A 20669-nucleotide genomic window follows, 5' to 3' on the forward strand; every position below is an offset into this window, starting at 1 on the left:
CTCCTTCACTCAGCGGTGTGAGGTCGCCGCCGCGCTATCCGCAACAGCCAGGCGACGGGCAACGTGGACGAGTATCGGGCCAGCACGGAGGACGTGAGGAGTCCGACCACCAGGTTGGCGACGACGAGCCACAGCCCCAGCGGCACGGGGAACATCGTCGCGATCTGGCCGACCGCCACCATCGCCGGAAAGTGCGCGAGATAGAAGACGATCGAGTTGCGCCCCATCCAGGCGACGGAGCGGCCCGCGGTCGTCGCGGCGAGGCCCGGTGCGACGCGGTTTGCCACGATCGCGGTGAGGAAGATCATCGCGAAGACAGCGGGGGCGGCCGCCGAGATGACCGCGGCCGGCAGGATCACGATCGGCCACGCCAGCCTCGTCGCGAGGGGTGCGACGACGACGTACGCGAGGAGGAAGAAGATGAACCAGAGATATCCCGTGGCGATCCACGACCGCGCGGAGAGGATCGAGCCATCGGGGAACGGAAAGGTCAGCAGGTAGAGCGCGGACCACACGAGATACGGCCACAACAGAGTGCGAGCCTTGCCTCGGTAGTAGTCGCGGAGATCGTTTCGACGTGCTCGCGTGAGGAGCATGCCTGACAGAAACATGAGCGTGGGCATCCGCCACGGCAAGAAGATCTCGTTGACGAGGAACAGCCAGACGGGCATTTCCCATCCGAGATAGGCCGGGAGGGACGAGGCGTGCCAGAGCAAGAGGAGCACGACCGCCACCCCGCGGAGGAGGTCCACCCAGCCGATGCGCTCAGTCACGATTCATTTCATCGTGGAGATGATCGTCTCATCGGAAGGGCGAGTCGTCGTCGCCGCCGCGCGCGTTTCGCACTCCGCTCATGATCGCCGCACCGGCACCAACAAACACCTGGGTCACCGACCGCGAGGAGCCAGACACCGGCTCGCTCCGAGGTCCGCAGCGAGCGCGCCGCATTTCACCCCGCCCCCGCTCATCGCGGTGGGCGCGATCACCACGCGTCAGAACGAGGCGGCTTCGCGCAGCCCTTCCCCGATCTGCGTCACCGCGGCGAGGATCGCGTCCTGATCGGGGTGGCCGAACAACCCCGAGAGCGCTCGGCCGTACAACCCGCGCAGCTGATCGACCACCTCGCGTCCACCGTCATCGAGCTGCAGAAGGGTGCTCCGCCGATCGCGAGGATTCGGCGCGCGACGGATGAGGTGCCGGGACTCCAACCTTTCGATCACCGCGCTCGCGAGGCTGCTGCCGGCCTGAAGGAATCGGGCGAGATCTTTCGGTGTCTGCGGCGGGCCGTCGACACCGAGGAATTTCAAGGCACGGAGATCGATCGGATTGAGGTCGTGCTCCAGCGCAAGACGCTGAAGAAGGTGCGCATTCTCGACCTGCATGCGGTACCACGCCGACACGATCGCTTCGGAACTCGCGGAGGGTGACGATTCCCTTCCGGGATTCTGCGCATACCCCATTCAGAAAGAATAGTCCACACTATGTCTCACATTTTGAGTTACTAGTTTCACATTCTTATAGTTCCGCTAGGCACTTTCCGGAGCACGTGCTTTCTCCTCATTCGTCCTCCCCGTTCCAGGAGCCCTTCTCATGCGCAGAACTGCCACCATCCCCTCGCGTCGTCTCGGCAAGATCGCGACGATCGCCGTCATCCCCCTCTCCTTCATCGCCGCCGGCGCGCTGGTCTCCACTGCGTCGTACTCCGCCTTCTCGGCGACGACCTCGAACCCATCGAACAACTGGTCGGCAGGTTCGGTGGGGCTCACCAACAGCTCACCCAACAGCGCGGCGTTCGACGCGACGAACCTCAAGCCGGGATCGACGGGCACCACCTGTGTCGCCGTCACCTCCACCGGCACCCTGCCGGCCGCCGTCAAGCTGTACGCGACGAACGCGTCCCAGAGCCAGGGCATCGGCGACTGGCTGAACCTGACGGTGACCCAGGGCACCGGCGGCGGCAACGGCAGCTGCAATGGATTCTCGCCGATCTCGTCCGGCGCGTCCGTCTACGACAACACCCTCAGCTCGTTCGTGAATGGCGCCACGGACTACGGCAGCGGCGTGGGAAACTGGGCGCCCGCGGGCGGCAGCTCCCCCGAGACGCGCACTTTCCAGATCACGTACGCGGTCTCGACGAACGCCCCGTCGTCGATCATGGGCGCGACCGCCAACGTCAACTTCACCTGGGAAGCGCAAAATCAGTGAGCTGAGGAGTCGCTCCACCGACGGCGCGGGCGGGTTCTCCACGACGGAGCCCGCCCGTCCGTCGTGGGCCTGGCTCCGCTTCTGCGCGGTCATCTCCGCGCGAGCCGCGCTCGCCGCCGTCTTCGGCCTGACGTTCTGGGCCGTCGCGCCTCTCGCGATCGGATGGCAGACGACCACGGTCATGACCGGCTCGATGCAACCCGCCATCCAGCCGGGCGACCTCGTCGTCAGCCGCCCCATCGACCCCGCCGAACTGCGCCCTGGTCAGGTCGTCCTCGTCGACGACCCGGACCACTCCGAACGCCTCCGACTGCACCGCCTCCAGGCCATCGACGGCGCCGAGCTCACGACCAAAGGCGACGCCAACCCCGAGGCCGACTCGTCTCCGGTGGCCCGCGCCGACGTCCTCGGCATCGGCGCCCTCCGCGTCCCCTGGATCGGCATCCCGATCCAGCAGGCGCACGACGGAGATGTCGTCGCCCTCGCCACGACGGTCCTCGGACTCATCGTCGTCATCGCGGTGGCTCTCGCTCCCCCGACCGCGCGGAACGACGGGGATCCTCCCGCGCCGCGCTCCGAGGTGCGCGGCAGCGGACGGTCACAGGATGCCGATACGCGCCGCGCCAGGTCGCGGACGGTGGCCTTCGTCGCGGCGTTCACGGTTGCCGCTGTCGCCGCGGCTTCACCGGCCCACGCGGCATCCTTCTCCGATCGCACGCAGACGCTCGGGTCGGTCCGCGCGGCGACGGCTCAAGCGCCGTCGGATCTGACCTGCGAGAACAACTTCGACGGCTCCGTCACCGTCGGCTGGAGCTACGACGCCGAGACGCCCTCCAGCTTCGAGGTCCTCGTCGATGGCCGCGGCTCCATCGCCACCCTCGGGCCCGAAGCCCGCTCCGTCCAACTCCGGGCGAATACCCCGTTCTCGTTCGGTCGGACCTCCGTCGTCCGCGTCCGCACGAACCTCACGCCGACCTGGGGCGCGACGAGCTCGGACTCGCGCAGCGTGACGACCGTGACGATCCTGTGGGTCGGCGTGGCGCGCTGCGCCTGAGCACCGGCCTTCCCGCGGCAGTCATCCGCCGCGCAGCTGCTCCACGAGCTCCCGGTGGACGGGGTGAAGGAACAGCACCGAAGCGCCCGGCCGGACCGCGTGGTGGAAGCTCTCCGGAGCGATGGCGGCGGTGAAGCGCACGTCGATGCTCGGTTGCTCGACGAGGAGCCTCCGCACTCGTTCCGAAACCCGCTCTGGCACCCGCCCCAAAATAGCCGCGGCCTCGTTTCGGGCGCAATGTTCCGGCGCCCCGCGGCCTCAGACCGTCGCCACATCGACGCGCGGACATCGAGCCTGTCCGGCCGGAAAGGCACGGAAACGACAAGAGGCCCGAACCCCCGCAATCCTGCGGAAGTTCGGGCCTCGACTGTCGGGATGACAGGATTTGAACCTGCGACCCCTTGACCCCCAGGTAGACGGTTCAACCTGAATCCTTCATTTTTCGGGCGTCCCCGTCCCGCAGAAGGCCTCATTTCACGTCATGGATTGCATGGTTTGCATGCATCAGGTCCCGACCAGGTCCCGGCTCTTGGTAGCCGACCGCAGATCCATCGGGGCTTCACCTGGGGCTTATGAAAGGCTCACGCGCTCCCACCCGCGGATGCGTCAGGGGCTGATGACGAGGCTGTGGATGCGTCCGTCTGCGAGGGTGAAGGTCATGGGCCCGGTGCCGTTGTAGCCGTTGCCGGACACCGCGAGCGTCACGACGTAGACGTGCCCGACGTCGGCTTCCGCCACCTTCACGAGCTCGAAGTGTGCCTGGACGCCGATGTTGTCGGTGTCGTTCCATGCGGCGATGCCGTCTCGGCCGTGGAACTGGCGTCCCCAGTCGTCGAGGGTGGCATCGGTGGTGAAGGCGTCGAGGAACCGGGCGGTGTCGGCGGTGTTGGTGGCGTCGATGAACTGAGCGATCGTCTCGGGGAGGCCACTGGTCGTGGTCTTGGCCGTGGTCATGCCGTGGCCTGCGGGGTGAGGAGCTCGTCGATGCCGATGCGGTGGTAGAACTCGGCGCGGATGCGGTCGTAGACGACCGAGACGACCTCGCTGCCGTCCTTGCTGGGGTCGACGTGCACCCGGAACGGGCGCTCGGCGGCGGGGAGGCCGATGACGCGGACGATCTCGTCGGCGACCTCGGTGACCTCGCGTCCTTCGGGGAAGATCGATGCGAGGGCGCCCGCCATGTTCTCCCGCAGCTGTCCGTAGAGCGCGTCGTATTCGGCCGCGCGGGCAGTGTCGGCGGGGGTGCCGGAGTTCGCGAAGTGGTTGGTGCCGCTGGTGTAGGCGCCGGGGACGACGATGGTGGTGTCGATGCCGAACTTGATCAGCTCCGCCGCGTAGCTCTCGGCGAGGGTGTCCATACCGGCCTTCGCAGCGAAGTACGGGGCGAGGAAGGGCGGGTGCCCGCCGCGGGCGGAGCTGGAGGCGACCCACACGAGGTGCCCGGATCCCTGTGCGCGCAGGACGGGGAGGGCGGCGCGGTTGACGCGCTGGGTGGAGAGCACGTTGATGTCGTACTGCCGGGCGAGCTGCTCGGGGGTGAACGCCTCGAGCGGGCCGAGGACCATGTGCCCGGCGTTGTGGATGACTACGTCGAGGCGGTCCTGCTCGGCGACGATCCGGGCGATCGCGGTGTCGACGGAGTCCTGGTCCTGCACGTCCATCTCGATGCCGCGGATGTCGATCCCCTCCGTGGCGGAGAGCGCGGCGAGCTCGGCCACGCGGGGCGCGTTGCGACCGGCGGTCTCGCGCATGCCGGCGTAGACGGTGTGCCCGGCGCGCGCGAGGGCCCTGGCGGTGAGGTGGCCGAAGCCCGAGGAGGCGCCGGTGATGACGATGATGCGTGAAGAGGTCATGATGACTGCTTTCTGGCAGGAGCCGCCCACATGCGCGGGCCGCTCCCGCCGGGGAGGGAGCGTTCGGCGAAGGCCGGCCGGCGGTGGGATGGGGGTCAGGCGAGTCCGCCGTTGGTGAAGATGGTCTGCCCGTTCACCCACCGGGCGGGGCCGGCGAGGAACGCGACGGTCTCGGCGATGTCATCGGGCTGACCGAGGCGCTCCAGAGGGGCGGCCTTGGACAGCCCCGCGATCTGCTCCTCGGTCTTGCCGTCGAGGAACAGCGGCGTCGCTGTCGGGCCGGGAGCGACAGCGTTGACGGTGATGTCCTTCCCGCGCAGCTCGCGCGCCAGGATCAGGGTGAGTCCTTCGACGGCGGCCTTGCTGGCCACATAGGGGCCGTACGTGGGGAATTGGGCACGGGTGACGGTCGTGGAGAAGTTGATGATCGCCCCACCCTCGCGCACCCGGCGGGCTGCCTGCTGCGAGACGACGAACGTGCCGCGCACGTTCGTGCGCATCAGCCGGTCGAACGCGTCGAGGTCGTACTCCGCGATCGGTGCCAGGATCATGATCCCGGCGGTGTTCACGACCACGTCGATCCCGCCGAAGACCTGCGCGACCTCGTCGAACAGGGCGGAGACGGCGTGCTCGTCGGCGACATCCGCACCGACGGCGATCGCCCGTCCCCCCGCGTCCGTGATCTCGGTGACGAGGGCGTCGGCCTTGGTCTTGTTGCCCGCGTAGTGCACGGCGACGGCGTATCCGTCGGCCGCGAGGCGCTGGGCGACGGCCTTGCCGATCCCACCGGAACCACCGGTGACGAGGGCGATGCGAGGGGTGCTCTTCGTCTTCATGTGTGGGTATCTCCTTGTTTTCAGGGTCGACGGACACCGCTCACGCGGATGCGTGGACGGGGAGAGGAAGGGGGCGGGTCAGGAGGTGCGGATGCGTTCGAGCCACTCGGCCAGCAGCGCCGCCTCCGCAGAGGTGAACGCCGCGGCGTCGGTGAGTCCCGCCAGCAGTGTGGTGGCGGCGACCCGCTGTGCCTGACCGGCGTCCGGGACATCCTCTGTGAGGATCGCGCGCAGGGTCGCCTCGCGCATCTGAGTCGAGGCGGACAGGTCGGGATACTGCTCCGGACGCAGGATCAGCGACAGCGCGATCCCGCTGTTGGCGGCCATCACAATCCGCGCCGCCTCCCCCACCTCCAACCGGAGCCTCCCCTGCGCCGCGACGCGCTCCAGCACCCCGCGCAGGAGGGTCATGGCCTCGCCGGCCGCGGCCGGCCGTGACGACAGCGAGCTGGCGAACACCAGACGGTAGGCATGGGGGTTGGCCAGGGCGAAGGCGACGTGGTTGTCCCACCCGTCACGCAGATCCCGCACCGGGTCATCCGACACGGCCGCCGCGCGCTTCGGACCGAGGTACTGCTCCCACACCCGGTCGGCCACGGCCGCCAGGAGACCGTCCTTGTCACCGAACATCCGGTACAACACCGGCTGTCCGACGCCCGCGGCCTCACACACCGCACGCGTCGACACATCGCCGGTCTCGGAGACAGAGAGCAACTCCACCGCACGATCGAGGATCACCGATCTCGAACTCATGTAATCGACGATAACACGACGGTGGTATCAGCGCAATGAATTTATCGTATCGGTGATCTGCTCCACTCTCGGTGCGAGAGGATGCGTACTCTTACGGCGCCCGGCCCTACATAGCGACACCCGACTGCCCCTCCAAGGCCGGCCAGTGCCGACGACGTTTGGGAGCTGATCTCCGACGCGCGACAGATGATCCGTTGCGGTCAGCTTGGTCGGGAGATTCGTCGGTGATGACGGCGCGGATGCTAGGCATTCTTTCCATGTTCTCGGCCACGGGCCTGCAGCTCGCATCGTTCAGCGCGAGCAGATCCGGTGTCACGCACGATCCGGACGTCCGCTCCCCTGCTCTCAGTAGATCAATTTGCACTTTGTGCATATTGCACTTAGTGCAAGCAAGTGACTTCTCCTTCAGATTCCCTCGACGGCCGATCCGTGGTGAAAGCCAAACGACGACGCGCGATCCTGGATACCGCCAGATGGATGATCAGCGAAGCGGGGATCGCCGGGTTCGATGTGGATGCACTTGCGCAACGTGCGGGGGTGTCGCGTCGGACGGTGTTCAATCACTTCGCCTCGATCGACGACATCGTGACGACCTCCTGTGCTGAGGCCTGGTCATCGATCATCGACCGATTCCGCGAGGTCATGCTGGCTCAGCCTGCAGGAGCTGGAGGGCCCGCTCACGCCTTCGACAATGTCGCGACGGCTCTGCGGGCAGCCGATGCTCCCGGCATCATCTCTTACCTCTGGAAGGCGCTCGGCGGATTCGACGCGATCGATCCTCGGCCGCAGCAGATCTTCCAAGGCGCGTTCTCCCGAACGACCACCGAGCTCTCCCGCGAGCTCGCAGAACGTGACGGCACTATCGACCAGCTGGACGCTGAGTTGATCGTGGCATCGCTGATGAGCGGAACCTCTGCGGTCGCCTATCACTGGATCGCCGCCACTAACGCGGCGACGAGTGCCGAAGCCCGCGCGCTCTGGGCGGAGCTCTTAGAGCGCGTAATCGACACCGCGCGCAGGGGCTACCTCCCCCAGAACTGATCCCCGCCCGCATCCACCATAAAGTTACGAGTGAATTTTGGCTGAACTGCTGTACCGTCTTGGTCGTTTCTCGGCCCGCCACGCCTGGACCGTCCTGTTGTCTTGGCTGGCCATCCTCGCGCTGGCAGTCGGTGCATTCCTGATCGCAGGCGGGACTTTGTCTTCCAGCGTCCCGATCCCGGGAACCGAGACCGCTCGGGTGACGGACAAGCTCACGGAATCCTTCCCGAGCGCGAGCGGTGGCACCGGCAGCATGGTGTTCCATACCGAGGACGGCAGCGAGTTCTCCAGCGAGCAGAAGCGAACGATCAGCGAGCTCTTGGAGAGTGCCGGCGGCCTTGCGGGCGTCGACACCACGACCGACCCGTTCCAGACCGCCCGTGAGATCTCCGATCAAGAGCAACAGATCACGGACGGGGAGGAACAGATCAGCGACGGTCGCGATCAGCTGTCGTCGGCACAGGAGCAGCTCGACGCCGCAGCCGAGCAACTCGACGCCGCACAGACCCCGCTGGACACGGAACTCCAGCGCGCACAGCAGGCCGGCGACCTTCCCGATGCAGTACAGGCGCAGTTCGATACCCAACAGCAGCAGATCGATGCGCAACGCACCGAGCTCGACACGCAGCAGACGGATCTCTCCGAGCAGCTCTCCGACCTGGACGAACAAGCAAAGACCCTGGATCTCTCGTCCCGCCTGCTGGAGATGTCGGCGAGGTCCGGCACGGTGCCTGAGGACGACACGACCGCGCTGGCAACGGTGGTCTTCGATGCCGCGCAAGACGATGTGACCCCGGAAACGAAGGCCGCGGTCACCGACCACATCAGCGGCGGCCTCCCGGATGGCGTCTCGGTGGAGTTCGCGACCGAGCTGGACTCCAGCTGCACGGAGATCTTCGGGGCCGGTGAGATCGTCGGCCTGGCGGTCGCTGCGCTCACCTTGCTGATCATGCTCGGCACCGTGATCGCCGCGGCGCTGCCGCTGGTGACCGCGATCGTCGGCGTCGGGATCGGCGTGACCGCATCGTTGGCGATGTCCGGCGTGGTCGAGATGATCTCCCTCACCCCCGTGCTCGGAGTCATGCTGGGCTTGGCCGTGGGCATCGACTACGCCCTGTTCATCCTGAACCGTCACCGCCGCCAGCTCCTCGAGGGGACAGAGCTTCACGAGTCGATCGGGCTCGCCAACGGCACCTCGGGCAACGCCGTGGTCTTCGCCGGTTCCACCGTCCTGATCGCGCTCCTCGCCCTGAACGTCACCGGGATCGGGTTCCTCGGGATGATGGGGACCGTCGGGGCGATCTGCGTCGCCATCGCGATCCTCCTCGCCATCACCGCTGCCCCGGCCCTCCTCGCCCTGCTTGGCACCCGGGTATTGACGCGCAAGAACCGTGCCCGAAGCCGACATTGCATAACGCAATCGGAGCATTATTCGCAAGTCGGATCAGTGCAGAGCGCTTTTGCAAGCGAGTTGGTAGTCCTCGACGTGCTCGATGATCGCGTAGTGAGCCGTGGGATGGAGACGACGGCCGACACTGAGAACATCGCCCCATTCGTTTGGGGTGCCGCCGGCAGCGCGATCGATCAGAATGCAGTCGGCCGCGGGATTGGGGTTGCCGATCCAGTAGACGTCGTGGTCGTCGACGACGTAGTTCATGAGTCCGATGTCGCTCTCGACGCTTGCCCCGTCGGGGATGCTCTTGAGGATTTTGACCGCGGCATCAGCGCGATCCACCGGTTTCCACGCGTCGGCGGTGATCATATCGGCCAGGGGTTGCTGCGGGAGCAGCATCATCGAGACGGTGATCGCGACGGCCGCGCCGTGCCGAGCGTAGGAGCGCAGCCAAGCCCATTCGCTGGAGGATGCACGCTGGATGCCGTCGATGACGACGGCGAACGCGATGGGCATGAGCACGGCGCTGTAGTGCCAGGTTGGCCCCCAGTAACCAGGGTTGGTCGACAAGAGCCGCCAGGCGAGCGTCGGAAGAAGGATGAGGGCGAGCGGTGATCGTAGGAGGAATCCGGCGGTGGTGACGAGCACGAGTGTGAGAGTGTGGCCCTTCGCTGGGTCGAACCAGCTCTCGGCGTCGGCCAGGAGCCCGGTGGGGTTGGCGTTCGCGGCGTAGGCCCAGGCACCGTTGGGGTTGAGCGCCGGCAGGACGAAAAGCATCGCTATGGCAGACCATCCCACCCCCCACACGGCCAGCCACAGGTACCGCCGGTTGCGGGAGAGACGAGCGACGAGCAGGCCGATCACCATCACGGTGAGACCGAGGTCCTCCTTCACAAAGACCAGCGGCACCGCCCACATCGCCGCAGCCTGCCATCGCCGCTCCAAGATGGCGCTCAGCGCGCAGGTAAGAAGAGGGACAGCAAGCGCGATCTCATGAAACTGTGCCTCAGCGGCGTACTGCAGCCCCCAGCTCAACCCGAACGCCACTCCCAGCAGCATTCCGCCGACACGTGTGCCCAGTCGGCGGGACGATACTGCTGTCAGCATTCCCGCGGAGACTCCGAAGCAGACAGCCTGGATCACCAGCAGCGTGAACGCGTGCGGAAAGATCGCGAACACCGGTGTAAGCAGGACCAGCAGCGGATGGAAGTGGTCACCAAGGAGATTGAATCCGTCGCCTTTGATGTTCACGATCGGCGGCTGGAACCGCGCGTAGCTCTGCAGCAACTGCGTGAAGATACCGAGGTCCCACGACTTCACCACGATTCGGTTCCACTGCCACGCCGCGAACATCACGTACGCCGCCGTCACGACCGCGGCGACGCTGATCGGGGCAATCCACTCGACTTTCGGGCGCGGGCTCGCCGGTGGCGCGGAGGTGAGCGTATCCAAGCTCATTGGCGCAGGGTGTCGGAGGGGCGGATCTTGGCGGCGCGGGCGGCGGCCATAACTCCGCCGAGGATGCCGATCAGCGTGCCGGCAACGACAGCGAGGGGGCCAAGGCGGAGATCGAACACGGGTGTCCACTTCTGGATGAGTGTGATGACGAGGATTGCGAGGATGCCGATGGCGAGCCCGAGTATTCCGCCCGCCGCGCCGATATAGGCGGACTCTCCTGCAAGCAGCCAAGCGACGTGACTGCTGCGGGCTCCCAGTGCCTTGCGCATGCCTATCTCGCCGCGGCGGGCTGTGACGGCGAGCAGCATTGCGTTGGAGAGCGCGGCGATAGCAACGACGATCGCGAGGATCGAGAAAGCAATGAGGGTGGCCTGTACGCCCTGTTCGACGGTGACCCGCAGTCCGGTGGCGTCGGTGGGCGCTTGGACGGTCACCGTCTCGGGGGCGTAGGAGTTTATGGCGATGGGTGTTTGTCGGGCGACCTGCTGTGCCGCGCCGGCGGAGGTGAGCAGCACTGCGCTGATCGTCTTTGGGCTGTCGAGCCCGGGCGCGTTGTCGGCGAGGAGTATCTCGCCTTTCAGGAGCGGCAGTCTCGGGGATTGCTCGATGATCCCCGCGACTTGGAATGCGCGGTGGTTGATGGTGACGATCGGTCCGCTATCGAGCGGGCTGAGTTCGAGGAGTGTGGCGAGCTGTGACCCGATGAACACCTCGTTCGGCGCGAGGGGACCTGGGGTCCGCCATGCCGGCTGCCGAATCGTGAGGCGGGCCGCGGCTTCGATGTCTCCGGCGTAGGTGTGTGGCTGGATCGCGCGGCCTTCGGACACTCCGGTGACGGTGACCGGGTCGAAGTCCGCGAGGGCAGCGGCCGCATCGACACCGGCGAGCTTCTCTGTCCGCTCAGGCACGTCGGCGAGGGCAGCGGCGCTCGAGTGTGGATCGTTGTCCCAGGTCGCGGTGACCTCACGGTTGAGCTGCGCGTCGAAGGCCGAGGAGACCTGCGCGCCCGCGGAGGTGGAGATGCCCAGCGTCGTCAGAGTCAGCGCGACGGCGATCGACACGGCCAGGCCGAGCGCGACTGTCTGTGCGGGACGTGACCGCACCGACCGCCACGCATCGCGGAGGACATCGCGCGTCCGCAATCGTGGACGGGCGGGCCTCTGTCCGGTTTCGTCCTCTTCTGTCGCGTCCTTGTGTGCACCGTCCAGCAGCACGGTGAAGGACGAGGTGGGCGAACTTGAGGCGACGGGACGCACGTCTGCGACAGCTTGCGTAGGTGCGGGGACCACCGCGGTCGATGTGTGCGGGAGTTGCCTGTGCCGAGTGTCGGAGACGAGCCGTCCATCTTGGATGTGCAGCTGCCGGTGCGCGGCGGCGGCGACGTCTTCGGAGTGGGTCACGACGATCACGGTCGTGCCGGCTCGGTTCAGCGCGTGTAGTTCGGAGATTATGGTCTGCGCGTTCTCGCTGTCGAGATTGCCGGTCGGCTCGTCGGCGAAAATGATCCGAGCACTCGATGCGATCGCACGGGCAATAGCCACTCGCTGCTGCTGCCCACCGGATAGGTGAGATGCTCGCTCTTCCGCTCTGTCCGCGAGGCCCACCCGTTCCAGTGCGGATGTCGCGGGGGCGTTGCGCGCTATGACGCCCCGATACATCAGCCCGAGTTCCACGCTGTCCCGCACCGGTCTGCTCTGAAGCAGATGGAAAGACTGGAAGATGAACGCGAACTCCGTGCTGCGGATGCGCGACGACTCAGTTCCCTCCCGCGGGGGCACCGGCACCCCATCGAGTAAGTACTCACCCTCGTCGGGGAAGTCGAGCAGTCCGAGCATGTTCAGCAGAGTCGACTTCCCACCCCCGGAAGGTCCCACGATCGCGACGAACTCGCCCTGCTCAATCTGCAGATTCACATCGTCCAGAGCGACGACGTCCGGCGCCCGCGGGGACGAGTACCGCCGCGAAAGGTGCCGGATCTCCAGAAGCGGTACCGATTCGTCACCCGACCCGGACATCATCACCCTCAACTAACGCCGCCTTGTCATCCGGAGTCACCGCCGTCATCCCCCGTAGGGAACCATCCACGGTCAAGGGCACCTCAACGAGAGACCCGTCATCCTGCCGCTTTACGACAACACCTTGCTTCTCGCCGCGCCCCACGACCGCTGCGGTGGGCACGATGAGGGACTCCCCCGCAACGACCGCGTCCTGCACCGTGACCGTGACTGACTCCCCACGGTGAGAGGCCAAGACGGATGCGTCTTTCTCGAATGACACCTCGAGCACGCTCGGTTGCGGCGTCCCGTCGTCGGCGGCCGGACGATTCTCGACCCGCGCGAGGACGCCGTCTACCTTGTCGGTGCCGGCGACGACGGTCACCGGATCGCCGGGAGCGAGTCCCGTCGTATCGGCTGTAGGCGCCTCGGCACGGACGATGAGCTCGGTCGCACCGAGAGTGATGTCGGTGGTCTTCCCCGCGACGTGCGTGCCGACCGCGAGCGCTGTGACGACCGTTGCGGGAAGGGACGGCACGGCCAGCAGCTCACTGAGAGGCACGAAAGCATCGAGCACGGGTTTCGGTGCCGGATTCGATGTCCCCCCAGCAGTCTCCGAACCCGAGGACTGAGATGGTGCTACAGGATCGGACGAGCCCCTTGTCCCGGATGCATCGGCGCTCGTGGTGTCAGTGCCGGTTTCCGATCGCTGCTTGGTCGGAGCCTCGTACCCGGCATCGCGGTACCAGTGCGCCACCGCACGCGCCGTGTCGCCACCGTACTTGCCGTCCGCGCTGCCGAGGTAGCCGCGACCGACGAGAGCCTCCTGGAGCACGCGGACGTCTGCCCCGTCGTCACCGAAGCCGATGTCACGAAAGAAGTCGAACGGCGAAGCGACGAGGAAGACCGGTCGCGTGTTCACTTCTGTCAGCACATCACCCGAGCCGACCGTGCCGCCGGCGGTGACCGCTCTGCCCGTGACGATACTGCGCATCGCCTCAGCCCCGGCCGGGAGCGTAAACCCGACCTCATCGCTATACGCGATCGTCCCGGAGTACGAACGAGTGTCGGCAAGGACGCCTGTCGTGACCGCAGCGAATACTGGTTGCGGCGCTGGAGCGGCGGCGTTTGCTTCCCGTTGCTCGGGAGACTCGAAGACGGTAGCGAGCACCCAGGTTGCGACTACCAAGGCCACCACAGCCATGACCGCACCTCCGATGAGCAGCGTCCGTCTCCACCGAAGTACACCTGGGCCTTTGGAACGTGTTGCGCTTTCCGCTCTAGGGATAACGTTCGTGGTCGATGCTTTCATCGCCACGTATCAGGCCTTCGGTGCGTTCGCGGCGATGATCTCTTTCACTGCGGCCTGACGGGCTTGGACTGCGTCCCGGATGGCATCGAGCTTCGTTCGCTCACGCTCGATCGCCGTCTCCTGCAACTCCCATTCTTTTTCGTACATCGCGGCGGAGAACCCGCTCGAATCCAGGCAGGTAGCGTGTGCGACGGCGACATCGAGTTCACGTGCGGACGGTTCGACTGTCTTCACCGGGGGCACCGCGCCGAGTTCGCCCTGCAGCTCCAGACTTGGGAACTCGTTCGGGTTCTCTGGAAGCTGCCCCAATCCCTGCGGTTCCATACACGACCGCCATCGGCCGGCAGCCTCCTGCACCGCGGAATCTTGGAAGGCCTGTTCCTGAATCTGGGCGATGAGCGCGTTGACGAACATCGTGTCCTCACTGCTGACGAGGGGATGCTCCGCGCGGATGCCATCAAGGCACGTATCGAAAGCGTCCTGGAACCCCGGCTCCGTTGGCTGATAGGTGAGGAACGTCTCCCACAGTTGAGCGCTCTTCGACGGGGCGAGGTTCGTCCGGAAACCGTACTTCTTGGCGATCTCGAGATTGAACAATCGACGGCCCGTCGGATTGAACACCGGAGACGTTGGCTCATCGATGTCCTGCCACGGCACGGGCCACGCGATGTTCTTCTGGCTGAGGCAGGATGCGAGAAGGAGTTGCTCCGCGTAGTTGTCGAGGTTGCTGAACTCTGGCACGAACTCATCCAGAGGCAGCGCCCACCCGGCGATGTTCTTTACGCCCGACTGTGACGAGTTCGGTGCAGCAGAGGCCTCCGTCGCCCCACCTTGCCAGGCCGCGTTCGGGTCGGTGAGACCGGAAGCGGTCGGCTCTGACGAGCACCCGGCGAGCACCGCCGCGCTGACGAGCACCGACAGCAGAATCATCATCGTGCGGGGTCGGGCTTGCTTCTGCCCCTGTCGAAAGGACATCTGTGTTCCTACTTTCTCTTGGGTGACGCAGCGTCGGCTACTCGCGAATGGCAACTGTCGGATCGATCTGGGCATCAGGGGGTAGGGGCACCGTCGACGACAGTGATCGTGATCTGCGAAGAGGTCCATGGCACGCCGGAGGGGAGGAGAGCTGTCGACCGGTGAGGGTAGGTTTCCCGGATTCCAACGACCTGGCCGCTGCTCGTGTCGATGTCGAGCTCCGAAACCAGAAGGTCTCCGAACTCGCCACCACTATCGAGCGGTGTCGGCAGTGCGAGAGTGGCGATGGTTCCGGTCGTGGCGGCGACCTCGACATTGCTGAGCAGGCCGAGAGCGCGGAGAGATGCTGCACGGAGGTCACTGGGCATGAGGTTGGTGCCCAGCCCCTGACCGATGGCCTGGAACACGTACCAGTCGTCCGAAGAGGTGGTGAGGTGATCTCGATACCAGGCGAGCAGCTGCGCCGGGTCTCTGGGCATGTCGTCGTAATACAGACGGAACCGGTCGTAGAACTCATCGTCCATCGATGTGGGCAGAGTCGTGTTGTCGCCCGACTCGTTAGGGGAAGGCGTCACCTTGGGTGTGCTGTCGTAAAGCCCCCTCGGAAGGATCGTGATGCCGTCAGGATCCTCGTCGCGGCCGGGAGCGTCCGTCGCCATCTGGTCGTAGGCATCCCTGCTGCGCGGGTCCCCCCACACATTGATCACCTCGTTCTTGGCCCGGTCATCCAGGATCCAGTCCTGGGCACGGTTGGCAGGCACATACAGGTCCCGGATCCCGCGCGCACGGACGGCGCCCTCGGCGTCAAGGAGTGTCGACCGGGTGAAACCCGCTACGGGGTCTGACGTCGCCGCATCGGCGTCCCACAGGGACACTCGTTCGTACGTTTCGCGGATCCTCAGATACTGACCCGGTCCGATCGTGGGGTCAGCACCGGTAATCACCACGTCGGCGGCAGCGTTGAGAACTTCGGCAGCGGCGGACGGCGGCTGCACGACGATAGGAGCCGCCGTGCCGACGATGACGATGGCCGCTGCGGCGGCCGCAACAGCCAGGCCACCCAATCCGGCGACACCACTCCACCCCCAGCGGGAGTGGACGCGGTGTCTCCCACGCCCATCCAGCCCTGCCACCACACGAGTACGCGACCGGGCAATGCGCGCCGGCGCTGTGGAATCCGGCGTGTTCTCAATGTCACGCACCAGCTCGAACATTTCCATCGTCGGTGTCCCTTCCCTTCCATCTCAGCTGGGCAGCGGACGCACCTGAGGCCGCGAGTTTGTGTCGGATGCGATGAAGTCGGGACCACACCGTGCCCACGGGTACGTTCAGCGCCTGCGCGATCTGCTCGGGCGTCAGACCCGACCATGCGTGCAGGAGCAGCGTGTCGCGCTCCTTTCGCGACAAGGCAGCGATCCGGGGCGCGAGAGCACGGATAGCGGCCGCCGCGTCCAACCGTCCGGTGGCCTCCTCGATCCCGCCGCCCGTGGTCATCTCTCCCCGCCCCGCAGCCGCTTCTACCGCGCGCCAGTGACGTGCTTCCGCGACCCGGTGCTTCGCCGCGACCCGGGCGGCGATCCCCAACAGCCACGGGCGCGCCGACTCCCACGCATGATCAAACGTCGCCCGCCGCCGAAAGGCGATCAGGAAGGTGTCGCTCAGCGCATCCTCGGCAGCATCAGCTCCGAGCCGTCGCCGCAGGAACAACTCCACCGCGCCCGCATGCCGATCGAAGACCTCAGCGAACGCGTGGGGAGATCGCTCGGCGCGTCTGAGGATCTCGCTGTCGCTGCTCACATTAGATATTCCTGTTCCACGCGCGGCCCCTTCAAAGTTTTTTCCAACGGCGGCCGTCGCCGGAGCAGACGGACCGACACTGAGTAGTCGCTTACCGGCCCTGACTCGGAAGCGCTGAGTCCGTGCACAGCGCAATCGCATGAGGGTGAGGCCTGACGAGAATGAGCGAAACGTCGCGTCGAACGCCCTCCGCCGGACGTGTGCGCGAAGGCATCGCGACGCCCAACTCCCCTGTCGAAGTCGTTCGACTTACGCGCTCGTCCCCGGCGTCCGCACGTTTGCCTCCGGCCCACTGCTCACCAATTCCTGGCAGCATCGCCCCAAGCTTGAGCGAGCAGATTTGCAGCACGACTGTCAACGGAGGTCGCCGACTGCTACCGCCACGCCAGCGACGAAGTCCGACGAAGACTCAACCAGGCTATCTTCAGACAGGTCTTCATCGATCACGACGAAGTCACCGATCACAATCTCCACAGCCCGCTCGGCGACCTTCTCACCGTCCAGACCGTCCATCACGCGAGCCGCATCGGCGTCACCGGCAGCTCACTTCACCAGCTAGCGGAGAAGTCCTGGGAGCCGGTATCCGCCGACGATCCAACAACGACGATGGGCCGGAATCCCGCAGGATTCCGGCCCATTTCTGTCGGGATGACAGGATTTGAACCTGCGACCCCTTGACCCCCAGTCAAGTGCGCTACCAAGCTGCGCCACATCCCGTCGCCCGCGAGCGGGCAACTCCCCTATATTAGCCGCTCCGCGACCGTGCCGCGAACCGGCCGCAGCCCGGGCGTGTGCGCATGCCCGCGAAGTGTGAAGCCAACCGCACCCCGGCGTGTGGGCAGAGCCCGGCGATGCAGGAACAAGCCGCCTCGGGCGGTGCGCGCGGGGCCGACCCGCTCCCAGAGGCCGAGCGCCCGGCAATCCCTTGCCGGTGTCGGACCCCCTCGCTACGGTCGCCGCATGAGCATCGAGATCCTCCCCGCGACCGGTGACCGCTTCGACGACGCCGAGGTCGCTCTCGACAGCGGCGACGGCCCGGAATGCCAGTGCCAGTGGTGGCTCCTCCCCAACGGCCCGTGGAAAGAGGCATCCGTCGCCGAACGCACCGAGCTCTTCCGCGCCGAATTCAGCGACGGCCGCCCGCCCGGACTCATCGCATATGTCGACGGCGAACCCGCTGGTTGGGTGCGGGTAGGACCCCGCACCGCCCAACCGCGCCTCGCCCGAACCCGCGACGTCACGGCCTCGACCACGGAGCCGCTCGACGCCGACGATGTGTGGGCCGTCTCGTGCTTCGTCGTCCGCACAGAACACCGCGGCAGGGGTCTCACCGGCCAGCTCCTGGATGCCGCCGTCTCCGCCGCCCGCGACGGCGGGGCGCGCGTCGTCGAGGGGTACCCGCTCGATCCGAACGCCGCGAAGCGGTCGTCGAACCAGCTCTTCCGCGGCACCGTCTCGGTCTTCGAGGCCGCCGGCTTCGACGTCGTCGATCGCCCCAAACCCGACCGCGCCCTCGTCGCGCTCACGCTGCACGACTGAGCGCCCGTCCTACGATGGAGGTTCGCCGACGAAGGACCTGACATGACGGATGCCACGCCCACCGCGCGCGTCGACGCCTGGCTGTGGGCGGTCCGGGTCTACAAGACGCGCTCCGCGGCCACCACCGCGTGCCGCGCCGGTCACGTCCGCGTCAACGGCGAACGCGCGAAGGCCGCGCAGCCGGTTCGGCCCGGCGACGAGCTCCGCGTGCGGATCCAAGGGTTCGACCGCATCCTCGTCGTCAAGAAGACGATCTCGAAGCGGGTCGGGGCCGCCCTCGTCGCCGAGGCCCTCGACGACCGCACTCCCCCACCCCCACCGCGCGAGAGCATGCCGTTCGTCCCCGTCCGTGACCGCGGCGCGGGCCGCCCGACCAAGCGCGATCGCCGCGACATCGAGAAGCTGCGCGGCCGAGACCTCGACTGAGCAGCGACTCGACCGGTGGCTTCGACAAGCTCAGCCACCTCACCAGGTCCCCGATCCCATGCACGGGACCGAAACCCCCACCTCAGCCACCCCAGGTCCCTGAGCCCGTCGAAGGGACCGAGACCCCCACGTCGCCAGGCGGCTCCGACGAGCCCAGCCACCCCGGTTCCGTCGCGCTTCAGCCCAGCTGATCCAGCAACCACCGCGTCCCGCGCACCGACGCCCCCAGCGCCTCCACGCGTTCCGCCAATCCGCGGTCGCTCGTCACCACGATCACCGGGTCCCACGACCCGACGAGCTTCGATGTCACGCGCACGATCTCGTCATCGCCCGACCCGCTGGCCCGCCACACCGCGACCAGTTCGTGGTCGACGTCCGTCGCACGCGCCTCGCCCTCCAGCACCGCCGCAACGAACGGGAACCAGCGCGTGGCGGAAAGGCCGAGGGACTCGGCATCCATTCCCTCGGACGCGAGCGCCGAGAGGCGGGTGAGCAGTCGCCCGGCCGCGCCGGCGCGGTCTTTCCACCAGCCGTCGGGTACCGAGCCCATGACGTTCGCGACATCGACCACCACCGCGGGACGCACCGACAGCGCGGAGCGAAGGGCCGGCCACGCCGCGGCGAAGCCCGGGTGGAGGGGCCGAGACTCGACCTCGTCGACCGGCACCCACTCGAGCGCCACGCTCTCGGGATCGCTGATGACGGGCTCGAAGGGCGCGGTGACGTCGGCGACGAGGGTCGTGTACGTCCAGATACCGAGGTCGAGCACGCTCTCGAAACGGGCCTGCACGGCGTCCTCGGGGACGCCGGCCTCTTCGCCCGACTCGCGCAGGGCGCCGTCGCGCGCCGACTCGTTCTCGTGGCGCGCCCCGCCGGGGAGAGCCCAGGTGTCGCCGAAGTGACTCCACGACACGCGGTGCTGCAGCAGCACGCCCCGCTCGGCGTCGAGGGCCAGCAGTCCGGCGGCACCGAAACGCCCCCAGTACTTCTCGCCCGTCGGCGCGACGACCCACGCATCCCCGGGGTCGCGGGGACCGTGCGGGCGCCGCGGTTCGCCGGCGGCAGGGGGCTCGATCGTCATCCCGTCCAGCCTGGCACACCTCGGCGCGCCCGGGTCAGCCGGACGACTCATGGCGCCGCATTCCCGCGCCGAGCCACCCCCGAGCCGTCACGCGGATCCGGATGCCGACACGCCGACCCCACGGCATCCGGAACGGCGTGTCCCCCACCGACTCCGCCCGACGGCCCACCAACCGCCGCCACCGCAACGCCCCCGGCTCCGCCCGACGGCCCGCCGAACCACCCGCGCCCGAACCGTCCCGCGGATCCGGACGCCGACACGCCGACCCCACGGCACCCGGAACGGCGTGTCCCCCACCGACTCCGCCCGACGGCCCACCCCGCACCACCACCGCAACGCCCACCGACACCCGACAACCCACCGCAGCCCAACGGCCCGCCCCGCACCACGGGCCCCACGGCACCGGAACAGCCGCGTGCCCCGACCCCCGCAATCGGGGCCGGGGCACGCGAAGACAAAGGTCAGCGGTCGAACCGCGCACCCTCGGGCTTCGAGCCCAGCAGCGTGAAGACGAAGAGGATGATCGGCCCGACGAGCGGCACGAAGTAGATGAACGCCCAGAAGCCGCTGCGGTTGGTGTCGTGCAGGCGGCGCACGAGAACCGCGATGTGCGGGACGATCGTGGCCAGGCCCCAGATCACCGACAGCACGACGAAGATCACACCGATCCCACCGGCGAGCTGCACCTCGCCGTACGGGCCCGTGGTGACCCCGCCCGTCACGGCCGCGAGCACGTTGAGCACGAGGACGACGAGGCCGTTCGCGAGGATCCACCACCAGTACTCGCTGCGGCTCGCGCGACCGGTGAACGTCGCGTACTTCTTGAAGATGCGGCGCACGGCCGCACCGAACGGCGCTCCGTAGTACGGCTGATCGAGTGCCGGTTCGGCCTGCAGATTGGTCATGGAGATCCCCCTTGTCAGCGGCCGACGTGCCGCACGCGGGCGGACCC

General features: G+C 67.1%; 21 protein-coding genes, 1 tRNA gene and 1 pseudogene. 6 read left to right on the plus strand and 17 right to left on the minus strand.

The window, feature by feature from the left end:
- Positions 1-5: 5 nt before the first annotated feature.
- The gene (locus tag AB0O24_RS03205) at positions 6-773 is read right to left on the minus strand and encodes an acyltransferase family protein (RefSeq protein ID WP_275798586.1); all 768 of its coding nucleotides are present in this window, start codon (positions 771-773) and stop codon (positions 6-8) included.
- Positions 774-992: 219 nt separating this feature from the next.
- The gene (locus AB0O24_RS03210; protein WP_275798584.1) at positions 993-1400 is read right to left on the minus strand and encodes a MarR family transcriptional regulator; all 408 of its coding nucleotides are present in this window, start codon (positions 1398-1400) and stop codon (positions 993-995) included.
- Between the two features lie 190 nt (positions 1401-1590).
- Between AB0O24_RS03210 and AB0O24_RS03215 the strand changes: the two genes are divergently transcribed.
- Positions 1591-2205, plus strand: a complete 615-nt coding sequence (locus tag AB0O24_RS03215) for a hypothetical protein (protein ID WP_275798583.1) — start codon at positions 1591-1593, stop codon at positions 2203-2205.
- A gap of 157 nt (positions 2206-2362) precedes the next feature.
- Positions 2363-3259: a signal peptidase I gene (locus AB0O24_RS03220; protein ID WP_363372743.1), complete on the plus strand. Its 897-nt coding sequence runs from the start codon at positions 2363-2365 to the stop codon at positions 3257-3259.
- Between the two features lie 21 nt (positions 3260-3280).
- Here the strand turns inward: AB0O24_RS03220 and AB0O24_RS03225 are convergent, their stop codons facing one another.
- The 5 genes from AB0O24_RS03225 to AB0O24_RS03245 form a co-directional block, all read right to left on the minus strand.
- Entirely contained in the window at positions 3281-3436 is a 156-nt protein-coding gene (locus tag AB0O24_RS03225; RefSeq protein ID WP_363372556.1) for a chemotaxis protein CheY, read from the minus strand.
- A 429-nt stretch (positions 3437-3865) separates the two neighbouring features.
- Positions 3866-4213: a nuclear transport factor 2 family protein gene (locus tag AB0O24_RS03230; protein WP_275798579.1), complete on the minus strand. Its 348-nt coding sequence runs from the start codon at positions 4211-4213 to the stop codon at positions 3866-3868.
- Positions 4210-5112 carry an SDR family oxidoreductase gene (locus AB0O24_RS03235; protein WP_275798577.1) on the minus strand — a complete coding sequence of 301 codons (903 nt, stop codon included), beginning with the start codon at positions 5110-5112 and terminating at the stop codon, positions 4210-4212. Before AB0O24_RS03235 ends, AB0O24_RS03230 begins: the two co-directional genes overlap by 4 nt.
- A gap of 95 nt (positions 5113-5207) precedes the next feature.
- Positions 5208-5948, minus strand: a complete 741-nt coding sequence (locus AB0O24_RS03240; protein WP_275798575.1) for an SDR family oxidoreductase — start codon at positions 5946-5948, stop codon at positions 5208-5210.
- A gap of 78 nt (positions 5949-6026) precedes the next feature.
- Positions 6027-6686, minus strand: coding sequence for a TetR/AcrR family transcriptional regulator (locus tag AB0O24_RS03245; protein WP_363372560.1), 660 nt, complete (start codon positions 6684-6686; stop codon positions 6027-6029).
- 447 nt (positions 6687-7133) lie between these two features.
- On the opposite strand from AB0O24_RS03245, the gene AB0O24_RS03250 reads away from it, so the two are divergent.
- Together AB0O24_RS03250 and AB0O24_RS03255 are read left to right on the plus strand one after the other, a co-directional pair.
- Entirely contained in the window at positions 7134-7742 is a 609-nt protein-coding gene (locus tag AB0O24_RS03250; protein WP_275798597.1) for a TetR/AcrR family transcriptional regulator, read from the plus strand.
- A gap of 253 nt (positions 7743-7995) precedes the next feature.
- Positions 7996-9135, plus strand: a pseudogene (locus AB0O24_RS03255) (MMPL family transporter); the annotation flags it as partial.
- A 51-nt stretch (positions 9136-9186) separates the two neighbouring features.
- Here the strand turns inward: AB0O24_RS03255 and AB0O24_RS03260 are convergent.
- The 8 genes from AB0O24_RS03260 to AB0O24_RS03295 form a co-directional block, all read right to left on the minus strand.
- Positions 9187-10593: a DUF2079 domain-containing protein gene (locus tag AB0O24_RS03260; RefSeq protein WP_363372563.1), complete on the minus strand. Its 1407-nt coding sequence runs from the start codon at positions 10591-10593 to the stop codon at positions 9187-9189.
- The gene (locus AB0O24_RS03265; RefSeq protein ID WP_275798571.1) at positions 10590-12611 is read right to left on the minus strand and encodes an ABC transporter ATP-binding protein/permease; all 2022 of its coding nucleotides are present in this window, start codon (positions 12609-12611) and stop codon (positions 10590-10592) included. The genes AB0O24_RS03260 and AB0O24_RS03265 overlap by 4 nt, the downstream gene beginning before the upstream one ends.
- On the minus strand, positions 12592-13791 hold the full coding sequence (locus AB0O24_RS03270; RefSeq protein ID WP_275798569.1) for a peptidoglycan-binding domain-containing protein: 1200 nt from the start codon (positions 13789-13791) through the stop codon (positions 12592-12594). Before AB0O24_RS03270 ends, AB0O24_RS03265 begins: the two co-directional genes overlap by 20 nt.
- A 117-nt stretch (positions 13792-13908) precedes the next feature.
- Positions 13909-14874, minus strand: a complete 966-nt coding sequence (locus tag AB0O24_RS03275; RefSeq protein WP_363372566.1) for a hypothetical protein — start codon at positions 14872-14874, stop codon at positions 13909-13911.
- A 74-nt stretch (positions 14875-14948) separates the two neighbouring features.
- The gene (locus tag AB0O24_RS03280; protein WP_275798565.1) at positions 14949-16094 is read right to left on the minus strand and encodes a hypothetical protein; all 1146 of its coding nucleotides are present in this window, start codon (positions 16092-16094) and stop codon (positions 14949-14951) included.
- Complete coding sequence (locus AB0O24_RS03285) at positions 16069-16671, minus strand: RNA polymerase sigma factor (protein WP_275798564.1); 603 nt, start codon at positions 16669-16671, stop codon at positions 16069-16071. The genes AB0O24_RS03280 and AB0O24_RS03285 overlap by 26 nt, the downstream gene beginning before the upstream one ends.
- Before the next feature lie 354 nt (positions 16672-17025).
- Positions 17026-17184 carry a hypothetical protein gene (locus AB0O24_RS03290; RefSeq protein ID WP_275798562.1) on the minus strand — a complete coding sequence of 53 codons (159 nt, stop codon included), beginning with the start codon at positions 17182-17184 and terminating at the stop codon, positions 17026-17028.
- 130 nt (positions 17185-17314) lie between these two features.
- Positions 17315-17388, minus strand: a tRNA-Pro gene (locus tag AB0O24_RS03295).
- Positions 17389-17631: 243 nt separating this feature from the next.
- Between AB0O24_RS03295 and AB0O24_RS03300 the strand changes: the two genes are divergently transcribed.
- Together AB0O24_RS03300 and AB0O24_RS03305 are read left to right on the plus strand one after the other, a co-directional pair.
- A complete protein-coding gene (locus AB0O24_RS03300) occupies positions 17632-18210 on the plus strand; it encodes a GNAT family N-acetyltransferase (RefSeq protein WP_275797285.1) in 579 nt (192 codons plus the stop codon).
- A gap of 42 nt (positions 18211-18252) precedes the next feature.
- Positions 18253-18636: a S4 domain-containing protein gene (locus AB0O24_RS03305; protein WP_275797287.1), complete on the plus strand. Its 384-nt coding sequence runs from the start codon at positions 18253-18255 to the stop codon at positions 18634-18636.
- Positions 18637-18814: 178 nt separating this feature from the next.
- Here the strand turns inward: AB0O24_RS03305 and AB0O24_RS03310 are convergent, their stop codons facing one another.
- Positions 18815-19717 carry an NUDIX hydrolase gene (locus tag AB0O24_RS03310; protein WP_275797289.1) on the minus strand — a complete coding sequence of 301 codons (903 nt, stop codon included), beginning with the start codon at positions 19715-19717 and terminating at the stop codon, positions 18815-18817.
- Positions 19718-20178: 461 nt separating this feature from the next.
- Positions 20179-20622 (minus strand): DUF805 domain-containing protein, encoded by a 444-nt coding sequence (locus AB0O24_RS03315; protein ID WP_058594873.1) that lies wholly within the window; start codon positions 20620-20622, stop codon positions 20179-20181.
- Between the last annotated feature and the right edge of the window lie 47 nt (positions 20623-20669).

This window comes from Microbacterium sp. NPDC086615 (assembly GCF_040686055.1).
In the GTDB taxonomy this organism is placed as follows: Bacteria; Actinomycetota; Actinomycetes; order Actinomycetales; family Microbacteriaceae; genus Microbacterium.

What these genes read in the sequence shown, in the direction of transcription:
- AB0O24_RS03215 (WP_275798583.1), top strand. Translation starts at nt 1,591, where the DNA reads ATGCGCAGAACTGCCACCATCCCCTCGCGTCGTCTCGGCAAGATCGCG.
- AB0O24_RS03230 (WP_275798579.1), bottom strand. Translation starts at nt 4,213, where the DNA reads ATGACCACGGCCAAGACCACGACCAGTGGCCTCCCCGAGACGATCGCT.
- AB0O24_RS03235 (WP_275798577.1), bottom strand. Translation starts at nt 5,112, where the DNA reads ATGACCTCTTCACGCATCATCGTCATCACCGGCGCCTCCTCGGGCTTC.
- AB0O24_RS03240 (WP_275798575.1), bottom strand. Translation starts at nt 5,948, where the DNA reads ATGAAGACGAAGAGCACCCCTCGCATCGCCCTCGTCACCGGTGGTTCC.
- AB0O24_RS03260 (WP_363372563.1), bottom strand. Translation starts at nt 10,593, where the DNA reads ATGAGCTTGGATACGCTCACCTCCGCGCCACCGGCGAGCCCGCGCCCG.
- AB0O24_RS03265 (WP_275798571.1), bottom strand. Translation starts at nt 12,611, where the DNA reads ATGATGTCCGGGTCGGGTGACGAATCGGTACCGCTTCTGGAGATCCGG.
- AB0O24_RS03270 (WP_275798569.1), bottom strand. Translation starts at nt 13,791, where the DNA reads ATGGCTGTGGTGGCCTTGGTAGTCGCAACCTGGGTGCTCGCTACCGTC.
- AB0O24_RS03275 (WP_363372566.1), bottom strand. Translation starts at nt 14,874, where the DNA reads ATGTCCTTTCGACAGGGGCAGAAGCAAGCCCGACCCCGCACGATGATG.
- AB0O24_RS03280 (WP_275798565.1), bottom strand. Translation starts at nt 16,094, where the DNA reads ATGGAAATGTTCGAGCTGGTGCGTGACATTGAGAACACGCCGGATTCC.
- AB0O24_RS03290 (WP_275798562.1), bottom strand. Translation starts at nt 17,184, where the DNA reads ATGGACGGTCTGGACGGTGAGAAGGTCGCCGAGCGGGCTGTGGAGATT.
- AB0O24_RS03300 (WP_275797285.1), top strand. Translation starts at nt 17,632, where the DNA reads ATGAGCATCGAGATCCTCCCCGCGACCGGTGACCGCTTCGACGACGCC.
- AB0O24_RS03305 (WP_275797287.1), top strand. Translation starts at nt 18,253, where the DNA reads ATGACGGATGCCACGCCCACCGCGCGCGTCGACGCCTGGCTGTGGGCG.
- AB0O24_RS03310 (WP_275797289.1), bottom strand. Translation starts at nt 19,717, where the DNA reads ATGACGATCGAGCCCCCTGCCGCCGGCGAACCGCGGCGCCCGCACGGT.
- AB0O24_RS03315 (WP_058594873.1), bottom strand. Translation starts at nt 20,622, where the DNA reads ATGACCAATCTGCAGGCCGAACCGGCACTCGATCAGCCGTACTACGGA.